Genomic DNA, 17,388 nt, shown 5'->3' with positions numbered 1-17,388 from the left:
CGGCGCGAAGCGGCCCAGGGCAGCGCGACATCGGTGATCGTCGCGCGACACGGGATCGCTTCGCTGCGCTCGCGAAGACGGACATCGGCACTCCATCCAATCAGGCAATGCCATCTTTGCCTGGATCCAACCTCCGGTTACCGATCCTCGGTTGATCCGGAGGAGAGTACGATGCAGGACGCGCGACAGGACGGCATCACCGCCATGGGCGCGGTGGACCTCGCGGCCGCCATCCGTGGCCGGGTCGTCTCCTGCGCCGAGGTGATGCGCGCCTATCTGGAGCGGATCCACCGGATCAACCCGCAGGTGAACGCCCTCGTGGGCCTCGCCGACGACGCCGCGCTCCTGCGGGAGGCCGAGGCCGCCGACGCCGCCCTGGCGCGGGGGGATGCCGTCGGGCCGCTGCACGGCTTCCCGCTGGCCGTGAAGGATCTCGACCCGGTCCGCGGGCTGCCGTTCACGCAGGGCTCACCGATCTTCGCCGACCGGGTCGCCGAGACCGACTCGATCATGGTGACGCGCCTGCGGGCCGCCGGGGCGATCTTCATCGGCAAGACCAACATCCCCGAGTTCGGCCTCGGCTCGCACAGCTTCAACCCGGTCTACGGCGCCACCGGCAACGCCTACGATCCGGCCAAGACCGGGGGCGGGTCGAGCGGCGGCGCCGCCGTGGCGGTGGCCCTGCGGATGCAGCCGGTCGCCGACGGCAGCGACCATGCCGGCTCCCTGCGCAACCCGCCGGCCTTCAACAACTGCTACGGCCTTCGCCCGAGCTGGGGCCGGATCCCCGCCGAGGCCAAGGACGTGTTCAGCCCGAACCTCGGCGTGCTCGGGGCGATCGGGCGCACGCCCGGCGACATCGGCCTGATGCTCTCGGTGCTGGCGGGCTACGACCCGCGCTGCCCGAACGCCATCCGGCAGGACCCGTCCGCCTTCGCGAGCCCGCTCGCCCGCGACTTCCGCGGGACGCGGATCGCGTGGCTCGGGGATTGCGGCGGCCAGATCCCGTTCGATCCCGGCGTGCTCGACGTCGGGCGCGCCGCCCTGGCGACCTTCGCGGAGATCGGCTGCACCGTCGAGGAGGCGATGCCGCGCTACGACATGGAGCGGCTCTGGGCGGATTGGCTGGTGCTGCGGGCACTGACGGTCGCGGCGAATCTCCGCCCGTTCTACGACGAGCCCCGACACCGGGCCCTGCTCAAGCCGGAGGCGGCCTGGGAGGTCGAGCGGGGGCTGGCGCTCGGCGCCGACCGGATCATCGCCGCTCTGGAGGGGCGCACCCGCTGGTACGAGACCCTGCGCCGCTTCATGAAGGCCTACGACTACGTGGTCATGCCGAGCGCACAGGTCTTCCCGTTCGACAAGAGCCTGCGCTGGCCCGAGACGGTCGGCGGCCACGCGATGGACACCTATCACCGCTGGATGCAGATCACGATCCCCGCGACGATGTCGGGCCTGCCGGCCCTCGCCGTGCCGGCAGGCTTCGGCGAGGCCGGCCTGCCCACCGGCATCCAGATCGTCGGCCCGAACCACGGCGAACTCGCCTGCCTGCAACTCGGCGCCGCCTACGACGCGGCGAACAGCTGGGTCCGCCGCTACCCGCCGCCGCTGCGGTGAGCGTGCGGTTCCGGCAGGGAACCGGCGTGGAACCGGCCGGATCGCGCGCACGGATGCGTTGACCGCCTCCACGCACTCCGCTAAGAGGCCCGACGCTTCGCGCGCCGACCGTGAGTCCATTCCGGATCATGGGGCCGCCGCGGGGCGGGTTCGGATATCCGATGACCACGGTCCTTATTGTAGCGGTAGCGTCACCGACGGGGCGGCCCTGAGCTAGGGCCGCGATCCGGGCGGTGGCGCATGCAGGGTCCCTCGGGGCCCTTTTTTGTTGCCCGCGTCCGGGCGGGACGGGACTGAGACAGACGGTTATCCGAGGCGAAAGGCATCTTCGGGCGAGGCGGACACCGCCTCACCAGACGGGGGTGCGGGGAGAGAGGACGGGGCAGGGCGGCGATCGAAGGATCGCGGTGGCCCCGGAGAGCGCGAGGAGACGAGCATGGGCGGCGAGGTCATGACCGGGGCCGAGATGGTCATCCGGGCCTTCCAGGATCAGGGTGTCGACACGCTGTTCGGGTACCCGGGCGGCGCCGTACTTCCGATCTACGACGCGCTCTTCCACCAGAACGCCGTCAAGCACATCCTCGTCCGCCACGAGCAGGGCGCCGTCCACGCCGCGGAGGGCTACGCCCGCTCCTCCGGCAAGGTCGGCTGCGTCCTCGTGACCTCGGGCCCCGGCGCGACCAACATCGTCACCGGGCTGACCGACGCGATGCTGGACTCGATCCCGCTGGTCTGCATCACCGGGCAGGTCCCGACGCACCTGATCGGCACCGACGCGTTCCAGGAATGCGACACGGTCGGCATCACGCGCCACTGCACGAAGCACAATTACCTGGTCAAATCGATCGACGACCTGCCGCGCATCCTGCACGAGGCGTTCTACGTCGCGGCGAACGGCCGGCCCGGCCCGGTCGTGGTCGACCTGCCCAAAGACATCCAGTTCGCCTCGGGCCTCTACGAGCGCCCGGAGATCGCGAGCCACAAGACTTACCGCCCGGCCGTGAAGGGCGATTCCGACCGGATCCGCGCGGCCGTCGAGCTGATGGCGACCGCGCGCCGGCCGGTCTTCTACACCGGCGGCGGCGTGATCAATTCCGGCCCTGAGGCCTCGCGCCTGCTGCGCGAGCTCGTCCGCGAGACCGGCTTCCCGATCACCTCGACCCTGATGGGGCTCGGCGCCTATCCGGGCACGGACGAGAAGTTCCTGGGCATGCTCGGCATGCACGGGACCTACGAGGCCAACCTCGCGATGCACGAGTGCGACGTGATGATCTGCGTCGGTGCCCGGTTCGACGACCGGATCACCGGCCGGCTCGACGCGTTCTCGCCCTTCTCCAAGAAAATCCACATCGACGTCGACGCCTCCTCGATCAACAAGGTCGTGAAGGTCGATGTCGGGATCGTCGGCGACTGCGCCTCCGTGCTCGGCGACATGCTGGAGGCGTGGCGCGCCCTGCCGTCGCGGCCCGAGAAGTCGAACCTCGATCCGTGGTTCCAGAAGATCAACGCCTGGAAGGCGCGGGACTGCCTCGCGTACTGGCCGTCGGGCACGATCATCAAGCCGCAATACGCCGTGCAGCGCCTCTACGAGGCCTGCAAGGACCGCGAGACCTACATCACCACCGAGGTCGGCCAGCACCAGATGTGGGCGGCCCAGTACTTCAAGTACGACGAGCCGAACCGCTGGATGACCTCGGGCGGACTCGGCACGATGGGCTACGGCCTGCCGGCGGCGATCGGCACGCAGCTCGCGCACCCTAACGGGCTCGTGATCGACATTGCCGGCGAGGCCTCGATCCTGATGAACATGCAGGAGATGTCGACGGCGGTGCAGTACCGCCTGCCGATCAAGGTCTTCATCCTGAACAACGAGTACATGGGCATGGTCCGGCAGTGGCAGGAGCTGCTGCACGGCTCGCGCTACTCTCAGAGCTACTCGGAGAGCCTGCCGGACTTCGTGAAGCTCGCGGAGGCCTACGGTGCCAAGGGCATGCGCTGCGAGAAGCCGGGCGACCTTGACGCTGCCATCGCCGAGATGCTCGCCTACGACGGCCCGGTGATCTTCGACTGCATCGTCGACAAGACCGAGAACTGCTTCCCGATGATCCCGTCGGGCAAGGCGCACAACGAGATGCTCCTGTCCGACTACCTCGGCGAGACCGGCGTCGAACTCGGCGACGTGATCTCCGAGGAAGGCAAGATGCTGGTGTGAGGGCGGGCGGCCCGGCGTCACCGCCGGGTCGCGATCCGCCGCTGCGGCGGCGATGGGTCGAACGACGAGGACGAGGCCGGCCATGAACGCGATGAACACCCACTACCCCGATGCCGTCCGCGTCGAGCCGGTGAACCGGCACACGCTGGCGGTGATCGTCGACAACGAGCCCGGCGTGCTCGCCCGTATCTCGGGCCTGTTCTCCGGCCGCGGCTACAACATCGAGAGCCTGACCGTCTCCGAGACCGAGGAGGCGCGCCACATCTCGCGCATCACCATCGTGACGACGGGCACGAACGCCGTGATCGAGCAGATCAAGGCGCAGCTCGACCGGCTCGTGCCGGTGCACCGGGTCGTGGACCTGACGCTCCAGGGCAACGCCATCGAGCGCGAGATCTGCCTCGTGAAGGTGAAGGGCGAGGGCGAGCACCGCAGCGAGGCCCTGCGGCTGGCCGCCGCCTTCGGCGCCAAGACGCTGGACGCCACGCTCAACTCCTTCGTGTTCGAGCTGACCGGCGCCACCGAGGAGATCGACCGGTTCGTGCGGCTGATGAGCGTGATCGGGCTGGTGGAGATCTGCCGGACCGGCATCTCCGCGATGGGGCGCGGGGCGGAGCCGCTGTAGGTCTGGCAGGACGGTCTTGCCTGCACGTGTCGCCGTCGGACGGGCATTCGTCCCTGCGTGTACGCTCCTCAACGGCCGATCACGTCTGCTATGCTGTGTTCTCCACAAGGGAGGCATTGCGATGGAAGCCAAGGTCGTCCGATGGGGCGATGACTTCGCCATCAAGCTCACGCCTGTGGAGGCCGAAGAACTCGGCGTCCGTGAAGGCACGACCGTAGAGGTGAAAAGGGTAAGCTCGCCCGCGCCGCGCCCGGTCGTGAACGGGGAGCCCGTCATGACGCTCGCCGAGATGATCGCCGAGATGGAACGCCTCGGCCCGTCGCATCGGCCGGAACTGGTCGACTGGGGCCCAGACGTCGGTGCAGAGATCATCCGTGACGATTGATCCCGAACCGCTCGAAGCCGGCGCCCTCGTTTGGGTCGATCTCAGGCCGAGTCTCGGCCGCGAGCAGGATGGCGTCCGACCAGCCGTCGTCGTGTCGAGCATGGACTTCCACAAGCTGAACGCAACTGCGATCGTCTGCCCGATCACCGGCAACGTGAAACCGTGGCCGACCAAGGTCATCCTGCCGCCCGGCCTCGCGGTCTCCGGTGCCGTCCTGACCGATCAGATCCGGTGTCTCGATCGCGCCAAGCGCGGCTTCCGTCGTGTTGGAGCTGTAACGGACGAAGTTCTGCTCGCCATCCGTATCAAGCTTCATGAGTTGATCGGGATCGCGGTCGTCCCACCGCTCGCGCCGCACCCCAACCAGGAGTCACAGTGACCGCCCGCACCCTCTACTACGCCCCCGGCGCCTGCTCGCTCGCCGCCCACATCATCCTGGAGGAATCCGGGCTGCCCTACGAGGGCATCAAGCTCGACCTCGCCGCAGGCGACCAGCGGCGGCCGGAATACCTGTCCATCAACGATCGCGGCCGCGTGCCGGCCCTGACCGAGGACGGCTGGGTTCTCACGGAATGCGCCGCGATCCTGCGCCACGTCGCCCGTCAAGTGCCGGAGAAGGCGCTGTGGCCCACGGATCTCCGCGAGCAGGCCGCCGCCGACGAGTGGCTCGGCTGGCTCGCCTGCAACCACCACGTGACCTACGCCCATATCCGTCGCCCGGAGCGCTACACCGACGACGAGAGCGCCTTCACGGGCATCAAGGCCAAGGCGGCCAACACCTATGCGGATCTCGCCAGCATGACCGAGGTGCGCCTCTCGCACGGCGGCTGGGCGGTGGGCGACCGGTTCAGCGTGGTCGATGCCTACCTAATGGTCTTCTGGTTCTGGGCCAACGGGCCCGTGCTCCGGTTCGACATGGCCGGCCGCTTCCCGGCCTGGACCGCCCACGCCCGGCGGGTCGCCGAGCGCCCGGCCGTGCAGGCCGTCTTCGCCCGCGAGGGGCTGCCGCTCCCGCGCTGACCCGGTTCGACCGCGGCCCCCCTTGCCGCGGCCGTCGAATCGGCCTATAGCGCGTACCGTACGGTACGGTACGCCATTCGAGATGATGCAGGCCAGCGCCACAGCAGAGCAGGAAGCCCCGTCGGCCCGCCAGCAGGCGGTGCTGGACGTCGTGCTCGGCCTGATGGTCGAGGACGGCGAGCAGCTCACGATGGATGCCGTCGCGCGCCGGGCGAGTTGCTCGAAGGAGACGCTCTACAAGTGGTTCGGCGACCGGGACGGGTTGCTGACCGCGACGGTGCGCTGGCAGGCCTCCCGGGTCCATGCCGGGCACGATTCCGCGCAGGTGCTCGACGGCGCCACCCTGCGGGAGCGCCTGCAGGACTTCGCCGTGACGTGGCTGGAGGTCATCACCGGCCCGACCTCGGTGGCGCTGAACCGGATCGCCATCGCGCATGCGGGCTCGCGCAAGAGCAATCTCGGCGGCATCGTGCTCGCGAACGGGCGCTTCGCCATCGGCGAGCGGGTCAAGCCCGTGCTGGAGGCGGGGCGGGCCGCCGGCCTGCTCACTTTCGCCGACAGCGAGGCCGCCTTCCGCACCTTCTTCGGCCTCGTCGGCCGGGATATCCAGATCCGGCTTCTGCTCGGCGAGACCCTCGACCTCGACGGGGCCGGGATCCGGCGCGATGCGGGCCGCGCCGTCGAGCAGTTCCTGGCCCTCTACGGCCGGGCCAAACCCGACCCGAAACACCGAACTTAAGAGGAGACAGACATGCGGGTGTATTACGATCGCGACGCCGACCTGAACCTGATCAAGGGCAAGAAGGTCGCCATCGTCGGCTACGGCAGCCAGGGTCACGCCCACGCGCTCAACCTGCGCGATTCCGGCGTGAAGGACATCGTCATCGCCCTGCGCGAGGGCTCCGCCACCGCCAAGAAGGCGGAAGCCGAGGGCTTCAAGGTCCTGTCGGTCGCCGAGGCCGCCCGTCAAGCCGACGTGGTGATGATGCTCACCCCCGACGAGCTGCAGGGCGACATCTACCGCGAGTCCCTCGAGGGCAACATGAAGCAGGGCGCCGCGCTCCTGTTCGCCCACGGCCTCAACGTCCACTTCAACCTGATCGAGCCGCGCAAGGACCTCGACGTCCTGATGGTCGCCCCCAAGGGCCCGGGCCACACCGTGCGCTCCGAGTACCTCCGCGGCGGCGGCGTGCCGACCCTGATCGCCATCGCGCAGGACGCGTCCGGCAACGCCCACGACCTCGGCCTGTCCTACGCCTCGGCGAATGGCGGCGGCCGCGCCGGCATCATCGAGACGACCTTCAAGGAGGAGTGCGAGACCGACCTGTTCGGCGAGCAGGCCGTGCTCTGCGGCGGCCTCGTCGAGCTGATCAAGGCCGGCTTCGAGACCCTGGTCGAGGCGGGCTACGCCCCCGAGATGGCCTATTTCGAGTGCCTCCACGAGGTGAAGCTGATCGTCGACCTCATCTACGAGGGCGGCATCGCCAACATGAACTACTCGATCTCCAACACGGCCGAGTACGGCGAGTACGTCACCGGTCCGCGCATCGTCACGCCCGAGACCAAGGCCGAGATGAAGCGCGTGCTGAACGACATCCAGTCGGGCACCTTCACCCGCAACTGGATGCTGGAGAACAAGGTCAACCAGACCTCGTTCAAGGCGACCCGCGCCAAGCTCGCCGCCCACCCGATCGAGGAGGTCGGCACCAAGCTCCGCGGCATGATGCCGTGGATCTCCGAGAAGGCGCTGGTCGACAAGACCCGCAACTGATCGCTCCGGATCGCGCGGCCCGGCTCTGCCCGGCCGCACTTGGGTGGGGGGCCGGTCACGCGAAGGCGTGGCCGGCCCTTCGCGTTCTGGGTTGCCGGACATGGGGCGTCCCGGCCATAAGCCCCTCAGCGGTCCCACCCCTACGAGGACCGCGGCACGGGAGGGACCAGCCATGGCATCGCTCTATTCCGACGCGCACCGGGCGCTGCAGGAGGAATTCGGCACCACCAAGCTCGCCGTGCGCCTCGACGAGGACTGGGTCCACGAGACGGTCCAGCCGGACGAGGCCGCCTTCATCGGCTCCCGCGACATGTTCTTCCTCTCGACCGTCGATCCGGACGGTATGCCGACCGTCTCCTACAAGGGCGGCCCCACGGGCTTCGTGAAGGTTCTCGACCCGAGCACCCTGGTATTCCCGGGCTTCGACGGCAACGGCATGTTCTACTCGATGGGCAACATCGAGGGGCAGGCCAAGGTCGGCCTGCTGTTCATCGATTTCGAGACGCCGCACCGTGTCCGCGTGCAGGGCCACGCGACGCTGCTGCGCGACGACGCCCTCATGGCCGCGTACACCGAGGCCAAGTACTTGGTGAAGGTCGCGGTCACGAAGATCTGGGTCAACTGCCCGCGCTATATCCACAAGTACAAGAAGCTCGAGCAGAACAAGTACGTGCCGCGGCCCGGCCGCGAGACGCCGCTCGCCGCCTGGAAGCGCCTCGACCTCGCGGGCGACGTGATCAGCGACGCCGACAAGGCGCGCGTCGCCCAGGAGGGCAGGCTGGAGATCTCCGAGTACGAGGCGCTGATGGCCCGCGGCGAGGCCTGAGCCGCTACCGCGCCCGCGCCACGATGAACACGCGCGGGAAGGCGAGCAGGCGCCGCCCGTCGCTGCGCGGCGGGTAGGCCCCGTCGATCGCGCGCGCGTAGGCGTCCAGGAAGCCGGCCTTCGCGTCGGGGTCCAGCGGCTCGAGGAAGGGCCGCAGGCCCGTGGCGCTCACCCAGTCCACGATGGCGGCGGCGTCCGCCATGCGGTGGTGATAGGCGGTGCGCCAGACATCGACGGTGGCGGCCGACGGCGCCAGCAGGTCGTAGTACGCCGCGGGCTCCAGCATGCGCCCGAGGCGGCCGGCCACGGCCGGGTCGCCGATCGCCGCCGCCCACGGGCCGGACGCCGCGACCTCCCGCATCAGCCGGTGGGTCGGCTCGGAGAGGTTGTCGGGCATCTGCACGGCGAGCACGCCGCCCGGCGCGAGGAGGCCGAACAGCCGCGGCAGCAGGCTCGCGTGGTCCGGCAGCCATTGCAGGACGGCGTTGGCGTAGATCAGGTCCGGCGCGCGCTCGGGCTGCCAGGTCGCGGCGTCGGCCAGCGCGAAGGACAGGCCCGGGAGCCGCGCCCGGGCGCTCTCCAGCATGGCGGGCGAGGTGTCGAGCCCGACCACCTCGGCGTCCGGGAAGCGCGCCGCGATCAGCGCGGTGGAGTTGCCCGGCCCGCAGCCGAGATCGACGGCCAGATCCGGCGCGTCGAGGGGCACGCGGGCGAGGAGTTCGGCGGCGGGACGTGTCCGCTCGTCCTCGAAGCGGGTGTAGAGGGCGGGGTTCCAGTCGGCCATCACACCCTCCCGTATCGATCCGTCAGCAGCCGAGCCGGTCGGCGAGGTCGGCCAGATCCCGCGCCGCGTGGGTGACCGGCACCGTCGGCGCGGTCTCGCCGCCGGCCGGGCCGTGCTCGTGCGGGCGGGCGATGTGGGCGGTGGCGAGCCCGTGGCCCGCGGCCGCCGCGAGGTCGTTCGAGTGGGCGGCAACCATCATGGTCTCGCCGGCCGCGAAGCCGAAGGCCGCGACCGCGTCGCGGTAGAGCGCCGGCTTCGGCTTGTAGTCGCGGGAATAGCCGGCGCCGAGGATGGCGTCGAAGATCAGGCCGTTGCGGCGGGCGAGGTCGGCCATCAGCCGGACATGGCCGTTAGAATTCGGTGCCAGGAGGTGCTTCTCGCGCAGGCGCCGCAGCGCGTCCGGCACCTCGGGCCACGCGTCGAGCCGGTGCCACGCCTGGACCAGCTCGCCCTGCACGGCCTCGGACACGCCCGCGATGCCGAACTGCGCCAGCACGCCGGGCAGCGACTCGGCCTGGAGCGTGTCGAGGTCGACGTAGGGCCGGGCGCCGGAGCGTACCGTGTCCATCGAGGGATTGTACCGGGCCCGCCACGCATCCGCGAAGGCGCCGGCATCGAGGCTCGGCGCGACGGGCGCGAGCAGCCGCGCGGCCTCGCGGGCCACGCCGGCGCGCCAGTCGACCAGCGTCCCGAAGACGTCGAAGACCAGCGCGCGGACGGTCACCGCACCGCCTGGAGGCTCGGGCCGCGCCGGACGAAGCCGACGATGTCCTTGACCGCGTTGAGGGTCTGCGCCGCGATGGTCTCGGCCCGGGCGCCGCCGTCGGCCAGCACGGCGTCGATGTGGCCGGGATCGGCGGTGAGGCGGCGCATCTCCTCGGCGATCGGCGCGAGGCTCGTCACCGCGAGGTCGGCGAGCGCCGGCTTGAAGGTCGAGAACTGCGCCCCGCCGAAATCGCGCAGCACGTCCTCGCGGGTGATCCCGGCGAGTGCCGCGTAGATCCCCACGAGGTTGTCGGCCTCTGGCCGCTCCTTCAGGCCCGCCACCTCGGAGGGCAGGGGCTCGGGATCGGTCTTGGCCCGGCGGATCTTCTGGGCGATGGCGTCCGCGTCGTCCGTGAGGTTGATGCGGGCGTTGTCGGACGGGTCCGACTTCGACATCTTCTTGGTGCCGTCGCGCAGCGACATGACCCGGGCGGCCGGGCCGCCGATCAGCGGCTCCGTGATCGGGAAGAAGGCGTCGCCGTGGCCGTGCGCCGTGATCGACGCCGAGAAGTCGGTGTTGAACTTCTGGGCGATGTCCCGGGTCAGCTCCAGATGCTGCTTCTGGTCCTCGCCGACGGGGACGTGGGTCGCCCGGTAGGCGAGGATGTCGGCGGCCATCAGCACCGGGTAGTCGTAGAGGCCGATCGAGGCGTTCTCCCGGTCCTTGCCGGCCTTCTCCTTGAACTGGGTCATGCGGTTCAGCCAGCCGAGGCGGGCGACGCAGTTGAAGATCCAGGCGAGCTCGGCGTGCTGCGGCACCTGGCTCTGGTTGAACACGATCGAGCGCTTGGGATCGATGCCGGCGGCGAGGAAGGCGGCCGTGACCTCGCGGATCTGGCCGCGCAGGGCCTCGGGATCCTGCCAGACGGTGATCGCGTGCAGGTCGACCACGCAGTAGAGGCACTGCGCGTCGCGGTCCTGCATCTCCACGAAACGCTTCACGGCCCCGAGATAGTTGCCGAGATGCAGGTTGCCGGTGGGCTGGACGCCCGAGAAGACCAATTCGGTGAACGCGGCCATCGGCGCCGATCCTGAGCAAGATAAGACCGGGGCTCCGCGCCGTCCGGGCGCGGGGTTACTCGCACCCGCAGGCTGGACCGGTCAAGGATGCGCTCACGGCTCGCGCGAGGGCAGCTTCGCGCTGGGGCAGAGGTCGACCAGGACGCAGCGCCCGCAGGCCGGACGGTGATGATGGCAGACCTTCTGACCGTGCAGCATCAGGATCTCGTGATTGTCGTAGAGGTCCTGCGCGCTCCAGTCGGCGGGGAGCTGCGCCCGCAGGATCGCGTGCGACGGGCCGACATCGACCCGTTTGCCGATCAGCCCGAGGCGCTGGGCGACCCGGTGATGGTGGCTGTCGACCGGCAGAGCCGGCATCCGCAGGGTGGAGAAGGACAGGACCGCCGCGCTGGTCTTCGGCCCGATGCCCGGGATCGCCTGCAGCCATTCCCGCGCGGCCTCGACCTCCAGGTCGGCGAGGAAGGCGAGGTCGAGGCTGCCGCGCCGGTCGCGCAGCGCCCGGAGCACGTCGCGGATGCGCGGCGCCTTCAGCTCCGGCCAGGTCACGCCCGCGATGGCGGCCTCGATCTCCGGCACCTCCGCGTCGATCACGGCCGCCCAGTCCGGGAAGCGCGCCCGCAGGGCCTTGAAGGCCCGGCCGGATTCGGCGTTGCGCGTCCGGTGCGACAGGAGCGAGGAGACGAGTTCGCTGACCGGATCCAGGCTGTGGAAGTACGGGATCGGGCAGCCGTAGACCGGGCAGAGCCGGGCGTGGACGGCGAGCGCCTTCTCGGCGAGGGCCGGATCCGTGACGGCCGGGGCCGGTTTGCGGCGCGGTCGCGGGGCGGTCGCGGTTCTGAGGTCGGCGGCGGGCATGTCGGGCGAATCCGCCAGCCGATGCCCCTGTTCCTGCCGGTACGGGGCAGCGGCGATCTGTCCGCCTCGTCGGGTTCGCGCGCTTCCGGCGGAGAGCAGGGCCGGCGGCGGCGCGCGCCCTGCCCCCTTTCCCGCACGGGAGTAGGGGAGCCGCGCTCGATTCCGAGGCGGTCGTCGGGACCGAAGGGCGGCGCCGCCGGCCCGTGCTCGCCTACTTCACCAGCGCGTAGATGTTCACGTCGAGGCTGTCGTCGGTGCTGTCCTTGAGGTCGGTGGCGTACTCCTCGACGAACCGGTCCTGCACGACGATGTCCTTGGCATCGAGGTAGGCGGTCAGCGTCTCGTAGGTGCTGTCGATCGACTCGTAGGAGCCCTTGTGGGCGAAGCGCAGCGCCTTGCCGGAAGGTGTCGTGCCGAAGCGCAGGCCGTCGGTCTCGGCCGGTGCCGGGCTCGGCGCGGCCGCCACCGGGACCATCGCCTCGAACTCGAAGCCGTCGTCGTCCGTGCGGGTGAAGACCGCGAGCGGCCGGCCAGCCGGCGCGACGCCGAGCTTGGCGAGGTCGGCCTCGATCCGCGCGAAGGCCTGCTTCAGGTTCGGCACGGCCTCCTCCCACTTGGTCTTGCCGGACAGGATCGCGGCGGGCTTGGCCGGGAGGGTGACCTCGTCGACGTCGCCGGGCTCGCCGGCCTTCTCGATGAGCGTGGGCCGGCCGGGGTTCCCCGTGCCCGTGCCCGGGGGCGTTCCCGCCGCCGACTGGCCCGCGGGCGGGGGCGCCACCGACTGCTGCGGGGCCGGGGCCGCGCTCTTGTCCGGGTCGGCGACGGGGTTCGGCGCGGTCGTGGTCGGCAGCGGGTTCGTCTGGGCCGGCGCGGGTGCCGTGGAGGGCGGCGGCGCGGGCTGCTGCTGGGCGGCGATCGGGCCGGCCGACGCGAGCACGAGGGCGGCCGAGAGGGCGACGAGCGGACGAAGGCGGATCACGTAGGCGCTCCGGTCGAGGCCCGCGGATGATCGCGCGGGCTCCCGCCGTGTAACCTAGTGGCGAACGGGACCGCCCGCGAGGGCGCCGCGGACGAGAGCCGCGGGTGCGGCGCATCTGCCACGCCGCGGCACCCCTCGCGCCCGGCGGCCGCTTTTGCGATATAGCCCGCGCCTTCCTCCGATTGCGGGACCGTATGAGCGCACTCGCCCACAGACGCTTCCTGAAGATGCACGGCGCCGGCAACGCGATCGTGGTGCTGGACCTGCGCGGCTCCGCCGCGAAGGTGCGGCCCGAGGAGGCGCGGGCGATCGCGCAGGATCCCGGCTCGACCTTCGATCAGTTGATGGTCCTGCACGATCCCGTGAGCCCGGGCACGGACGCGTTCATGCGGATCTACAACACCGACGGCTCGGAATCGGGCGCCTGCGGCAACGGCACGCGCTGCGTCGCCTACGCGATGCTCGACGACCCGGCCATGGCCCGGCCGGCCGAGGGCGGCCGGCTGATCCTGGAGACCAAGGCCGGCGTGCTCGGGGTGCGGCGCGTCTCCGAGCGGGCCTTCACGGTCGACATGGGCCGGCCGCGGCTCGCCTGGGACGAGATCCCCCTGTCGGAGCCGTTCCCCGACACGCGGCGGATCGAGCTGCAGATCGGCCCGATCGACGACCCGATCCTGCACTCGCCGGGCGCCGTGAACATGGGCAACCCGCACGCGGTGTTCTTCGTGGAGAAGGATCCGGACAGCTTCGACCTCGCCCGGATCGGCCCGATGCTCGAGAACCACCCTCTGTTCCCGGAGCGCGCCAACATCTCGGTGGCGCAGGTAACGGGCCGCGAGACGATCAAGCTCCGCGTCTGGGAGCGGGGGGCCGGGCTGACGCTCGCCTGCGGCACCGCCGCCTGCGCCACCGTCGTGGCCGCCTCGCGCCTGCGGATGATCGGCCGGCAGGCCAGCGTCGCGCTGCCGGGCGGCGAGCTGTTCGTCGAGTGGCGCGCCGACGACCACGTCCTGATGACCGGCCCGGTCGCGCTCGTCGCCGAGGGGACCCTGGCGCCGGAGCTGTTCGACAGCGCGGCCTGATGGCGGTCGAGACCCTCACCTTCGGCTGCCGCCTCAACACCGTCGAGTCCGAGGCCCTGCGGGTCCACGCGGCGGTGGACGGGCGCGACCGGGTGGTGGTGAACACCTGCGCGGTGACCGCCGAGGCCGGGCGGCAGGCCCGCAAGGCGATCCGGCGGATCGCCCGCGAGCGGCCCGGCGCCGAGATCGTCGTCACCGGCTGCGGCGCCGAGGTCGAGACCGAGGCCTACGCGGCCATGCCGGAGGTCGCGCGCCTGGTCGGCAACGCCGAGAAGCTGCGGCCGGAGGGCTGGTCGGCGGCCGCGACCGGCCCGGGCGCCGTCATGGCGGCGCGGGCGGCCGAGCCGACGCGGGTCGAGGCGGTCGCCGGGCACACCCGCGCCTTCGTGCCCGTGCAGAACGGCTGCGACCACCGCTGCACCTTCTGCGTGATCCCGTTCGGGCGGGGCGTCTCCCGCTCGGTGCCGGAGGCGGACGTGATCGCGCAGGTCGAGACCCTCGTGGCGCGGGGCGGGCGCGAGGTGGTGCTGACCGGCGTCGACCTGACCGCCTACGGCCGCGACCTCCCCGGCCCGGCCCCGTCCCTCGGCAGTCTCGCGCGGGCGATCCTCCGGGCGGTGCCCGGCCTCGCGCGCCTGCGCCTGTCCTCGATCGATTCCGTCGAGGCCGACGACGCCCTGCTGGCGGCGATCGCCGAGGAGGAGCGGCTCATGCCGCACCTGCACCTGTCGCTGCAGGCCGGCGACGACCTGATCCTCAAGCGCATGAAGCGCCGGCACCTGCGGGCCGACGCGATCCGCTTCTGCGCGACCGTGCGGCGGCTGCGGCCCGACACGGTGTTCGGCGCCGACCTGATCGCGGGTTTCCCGACCGAGACGGAGGCGCAGTTCGCCCGCTCGCTCGATCTCGTGGCGGAGTGCGGCCTGACGCACCTCCACGTCTTCCCCTATTCCCCGCGCCCCGGGACGCCGGCCGCGCGCATGCCGCCGGTGCCCGCCGAGGCGGTCCGCGCGCGGGCGGCGCGGCTGAGGACGGCCGGCGCCGACGCCCTGCGCCGGCACCTCGACGCCCAGGTCGGCCGCCGCCTCATCGTGCTGGCGGAGCGCGGCGGCGTCGGGCGGAGCCCGGACTTCACCGCGGTGCGCCTGCCGGGCGCCCCCGAGGCGGGGACGTTCCACACCGTCGCCATCGCCGGCCACGACGGGGCGCGGCTCATCGGCGCCTAGCGCCGCCGGCGGCTCAGGCCGGCATCGCCGCGACGGCCTCGGCGACGTGCGGCGGCGGCGGCGCCGTCACCGTAATGGCCTCCCGTTTAGGATAAAGCGGGATCGACAGCGCCCGCGCGTGGAGGTGCAGCGCGCTCCCGCGGGGCGCGCCGCCGTAGACCGGGTCGCCCAGGATCGGCCAGCCGGAGGCCGCGCAGTGCACCCGGAGCTGGTGGGTCCGGCCGGTGACCGGCTTCAGCTCCAGCCAGGTCCGACCCCCGGCGCGGCCGAGCACCCGCCAGTGCGTCAGCGACGGGTCGCCCGCCGGGTCGGCCTTCATCCACCACGAGCGCGGATCGTCCGAGCGGCGCGCCAGCGGCAGGTCGATGCTGCCTTCCGCCTCGACGGGACCACCGGCCACGATCGCCCAGTAGGTCTTGTCGACGGCGCTGCCGGAGAACAGCTTCCCGAGCCGCGCCAGCGCCTTGGCGTGGCGGCCCAGCGCGAGGCAGCCCGAGGTGTCGCGGTCGAGCCGGTGCGCGGCCTCCGGGCGACGGGGCAGGCCGAACCGGAGGGCGTCGAGGTGGTCGGTGAGCGTCTCGCCGCCGCGGGGGCCCGGATGGACCGGCAAACCCGCCGGCTTGTCGATGACGAGCAGCAGGGCATCGCGGTAGAGGAGGCGCGCGCCTATGTCGAAGGCGTTGGACATCCGGATCGGCTAGAGGGTCGGTGTCGGCGGGGCAAGGTGGGGCGAGGACGCGATTTCATGGCGAGCGAGGAGAAGCCCGGCTGGTTCGGACGCCTGTTCGGGCGCAAAGGCCAGCCCGCGCCCGAGGAGAGAGAAGAGGATCAGGGCGAGGACAAGCCCGGGGCCGAGCTGCCGGCCGGGGCGGCCTCGCCCTCCGAGGGGCAGCCGGACTTCGCCACCGCCGCGGACGACGTCGCCCACGTCCCGCTTCCGCCCGAGGAGACCGGGGAGCCGGTCCCGGACGCGGTCGAGGGCGCGGACCTGCTGCCCGTGGAGGGCGAGCCGGAGCGCCCGCCGGCCGGCACCGCCGGCGACGATCCCGCGCACGGCGCCGACCCGGTCGATACCGGCGATATGAACCGGGAGCCGGTGGCGGAGCCGGCTGCCGAAATGCAGCCCGACGACCAACCCGACATCCAGCCGGTCGACAGCGCCGCGGCCCTCGCCCACGACGCCGGCGCCGGGCCGGACCGCGAGCCGGAGGCCAAGGGCTGGTGGAGCCGCCTCACCTCCGGGATGAAGCGGACCTCGTCGGCCCTGTCCGACCGGGTCACGGGCCTGTTCACCAAGCGCAAGCTCGACGCCACGACCCTGGAGGACCTGGAGGACGCGCTGATCCAGGCCGATTTCGGTCTGGAGACCGCGATGCGGGTCTCGGAGGCCGTCGGCAAGGGCCGCTACGAGAAGGGCATCTCGCCCGACGAGGTCCGGGCGATCCTGGCCGCGGAGGTCGAGCGGGCGCTGGAGCCCGTGGCGGTGCCGCTCGCCGTCGACGCGGGCCGGAAGCCGTACGTGATCCTGACGGTCGGGGTGAACGGCGCCGGCAAGACAACGACGCTCGGCAAGCTCGCCTCGAAGCTGCGCGCGGAGGGGCGCACCGTGATGCTCGCGGCGGGCGACACCTTCCGGGCGGCGGCGATCGACCAGCTCAAGGTCTGGGGCGCGCGCACCGGCACGCCGGTGGTGAGCGGCGCGCAGGGCGCTGACGCGGCGGGCCTCGCCTTCGACGCCCTGAAGCAGGCGGGTGCCGCCGGCACCGACGTGCTGCTGATCGACACCGCCGGCCGGCTCCAGAACAAGGCCGGCCTGATGGCCGAGCTGGAGAAGATCGTGCGGGTCCTGCGCAAGCAGGACCCGGAGGCGCCGCACGCCACGCTCCTCGTCCTCGACGCCACGGTCGGCCAGAACGCGCTCAGTCAGGTGGAGCTGTTCTCGCAGGCCGCGCCGGTCACGGGCCTGGTGATGACCAAGCTCGACGGCACCGCCCGGGGCGGCATCCTGGTGGCGCTGGCGGCGAAGTTCGGCCTGCCGGTGCACTTCATCGGCGTCGGCGAGGGCGTGGAGGATCTGGAGCCCTTCGCGGCCCGCGACTTCGCCCGGGCGATCGCCGGACTGGAGAAGGACTAGCACGCGGGCGGCCGCCGCTCCTGGGTGCGCGATGTCATGGACATCGCGCGCTCCGCGTTCCACACACCCCGGCGAATCCCGTCCGAC

Annotated in this window: 18 protein-coding genes; 12 read left to right on the top strand and 6 right to left on the bottom strand. The window is 71.6% G+C overall.

The genetic code is table 11. The features are described 5' to 3' along the window. Nucleotides 1-171 precede the first annotated feature (171 nt). The 9 genes from ACLBXO_RS13605 (at nt 172) to ACLBXO_RS13565 (ending at nt 8,456) form a co-directional block, all read left to right on the top strand. Nucleotides 172-1,617, top strand: coding sequence for an amidase (locus ACLBXO_RS13605; protein WP_447685682.1), 1,446 nt, complete (start codon nt 172-174; stop codon nt 1,615-1,617). Between the two features lie 436 nt (nt 1,618-2,053). Next, complete coding sequence (locus ACLBXO_RS13600; RefSeq protein WP_447685681.1) at nt 2,054-3,829, top strand: acetolactate synthase 3 large subunit; 1,776 nt, start codon at nt 2,054-2,056, stop codon at nt 3,827-3,829. Between the two features lie 82 nt (nt 3,830-3,911). After that, a complete protein-coding gene (gene ilvN / locus ACLBXO_RS13595; RefSeq protein WP_091712806.1) occupies nt 3,912-4,454 on the top strand; it encodes an acetolactate synthase small subunit in 543 nt (180 codons plus the stop codon). 121 nt (nt 4,455-4,575) lie between these two features. Further along, the gene (locus tag ACLBXO_RS13590; RefSeq protein ID WP_331312944.1) at nt 4,576-4,839 is read left to right on the top strand and encodes an AbrB/MazE/SpoVT family DNA-binding domain-containing protein; all 264 of its coding nucleotides are present in this window, start codon (nt 4,576-4,578) and stop codon (nt 4,837-4,839) included. Continuing rightward, a complete protein-coding gene (locus tag ACLBXO_RS13585) occupies nt 4,829-5,218 on the top strand; it encodes a type II toxin-antitoxin system PemK/MazF family toxin (RefSeq protein ID WP_331312943.1) in 390 nt (129 codons plus the stop codon). Before ACLBXO_RS13590 ends, ACLBXO_RS13585 begins: the two co-directional genes overlap by 11 nt. Next, entirely contained in the window at nt 5,215-5,859 is a 645-nt protein-coding gene (locus ACLBXO_RS13580) for a glutathione S-transferase family protein (protein WP_447685680.1), read from the top strand. The genes ACLBXO_RS13585 and ACLBXO_RS13580 overlap by 4 nt, the downstream gene beginning before the upstream one ends. An 82-nt stretch (nt 5,860-5,941) precedes the next feature. Beyond that, nucleotides 5,942-6,598, top strand: a complete 657-nt coding sequence (locus ACLBXO_RS13575; protein ID WP_447685679.1) for a TetR/AcrR family transcriptional regulator C-terminal domain-containing protein — start codon at nt 5,942-5,944, stop codon at nt 6,596-6,598. Between the two features lie 12 nt (nt 6,599-6,610). After that, the gene (gene ilvC / locus ACLBXO_RS13570; RefSeq protein WP_331312940.1) at nt 6,611-7,630 is read left to right on the top strand and encodes a ketol-acid reductoisomerase; all 1,020 of its coding nucleotides are present in this window, start codon (nt 6,611-6,613) and stop codon (nt 7,628-7,630) included. Nucleotides 7,631-7,802: 172 nt separating this feature from the next. Beyond that, nucleotides 7,803-8,456: a pyridoxamine 5'-phosphate oxidase family protein gene (locus ACLBXO_RS13565; RefSeq protein WP_447685678.1), complete on the top strand. Its 654-nt coding sequence runs from the start codon at nt 7,803-7,805 to the stop codon at nt 8,454-8,456. 4 nt (nt 8,457-8,460) lie between these two features. Here the strand turns inward: ACLBXO_RS13565 and tam are convergent, their stop codons facing one another. The 5 genes from tam to ACLBXO_RS13540 all read right to left on the bottom strand — a co-directional run bounded on the left by tam (nt 8,461) and on the right by ACLBXO_RS13540 (nt 12,859). After that, the gene (gene tam, locus ACLBXO_RS13560) at nt 8,461-9,240 is read right to left on the bottom strand and encodes a trans-aconitate 2-methyltransferase (RefSeq protein WP_447685677.1); all 780 of its coding nucleotides are present in this window, start codon (nt 9,238-9,240) and stop codon (nt 8,461-8,463) included. Nucleotides 9,241-9,262: 22 nt separating this feature from the next. Continuing rightward, nucleotides 9,263-9,964, bottom strand: coding sequence for a haloacid dehalogenase type II (locus tag ACLBXO_RS13555; RefSeq protein WP_447685676.1), 702 nt, complete (start codon nt 9,962-9,964; stop codon nt 9,263-9,265). After that, nucleotides 9,961-11,025: a tryptophan--tRNA ligase gene (trpS, locus tag ACLBXO_RS13550; protein ID WP_447685675.1), complete on the bottom strand. Its 1,065-nt coding sequence runs from the start codon at nt 11,023-11,025 to the stop codon at nt 9,961-9,963. Before trpS ends, ACLBXO_RS13555 begins: the two co-directional genes overlap by 4 nt. 93 nt (nt 11,026-11,118) lie before the next feature. Further along, entirely contained in the window at nt 11,119-11,880 is a 762-nt protein-coding gene (locus ACLBXO_RS13545; RefSeq protein WP_447685674.1) for an endonuclease III domain-containing protein, read from the bottom strand. Nucleotides 11,881-12,091: 211 nt separating this feature from the next. Next, nucleotides 12,092-12,859: a GyrI-like domain-containing protein gene (locus ACLBXO_RS13540; RefSeq protein ID WP_447685673.1), complete on the bottom strand. Its 768-nt coding sequence runs from the start codon at nt 12,857-12,859 to the stop codon at nt 12,092-12,094. Between the two features lie 194 nt (nt 12,860-13,053). Between ACLBXO_RS13540 and dapF the strand changes: the two genes are divergently transcribed. Together dapF and mtaB are read left to right on the top strand one after the other, a co-directional pair. Then, complete coding sequence (gene dapF, locus ACLBXO_RS13535; protein WP_447685672.1) at nt 13,054-13,941, top strand: diaminopimelate epimerase; 888 nt, start codon at nt 13,054-13,056, stop codon at nt 13,939-13,941. Continuing rightward, a complete protein-coding gene (gene mtaB, locus ACLBXO_RS13530; protein ID WP_447685671.1) occupies nt 13,941-15,167 on the top strand; it encodes a tRNA (N(6)-L-threonylcarbamoyladenosine(37)-C(2))-methylthiotransferase MtaB in 1,227 nt (408 codons plus the stop codon). The genes dapF and mtaB overlap by 1 nt, the downstream gene beginning before the upstream one ends. A gap of 13 nt (nt 15,168-15,180) precedes the next feature. Here the strand turns inward: mtaB and ACLBXO_RS13525 are convergent, their stop codons facing one another. Continuing rightward, on the bottom strand, nt 15,181-15,855 hold the full coding sequence (locus ACLBXO_RS13525) for an RluA family pseudouridine synthase (protein WP_331312932.1): 675 nt from the start codon (nt 15,853-15,855) through the stop codon (nt 15,181-15,183). Between the two features lie 57 nt (nt 15,856-15,912). Here ACLBXO_RS13525 and ftsY point away from each other — a divergent pair, with 57 nt between their 5' ends. After that, nucleotides 15,913-17,301 carry a signal recognition particle-docking protein FtsY gene (ftsY, locus tag ACLBXO_RS13520; protein WP_447685670.1) on the top strand — a complete coding sequence of 463 codons (1,389 nt, stop codon included), beginning with the start codon at nt 15,913-15,915 and terminating at the stop codon, nt 17,299-17,301. Nucleotides 17,302-17,388: the final 87 nt, after the last annotated feature.

Source organism: Methylobacterium sp. C33D (assembly GCF_053345825.1).
Note: the sequence above shows the minus strand (reverse complement) of the source record. Positions and strands in the feature narration are given on the sequence as shown.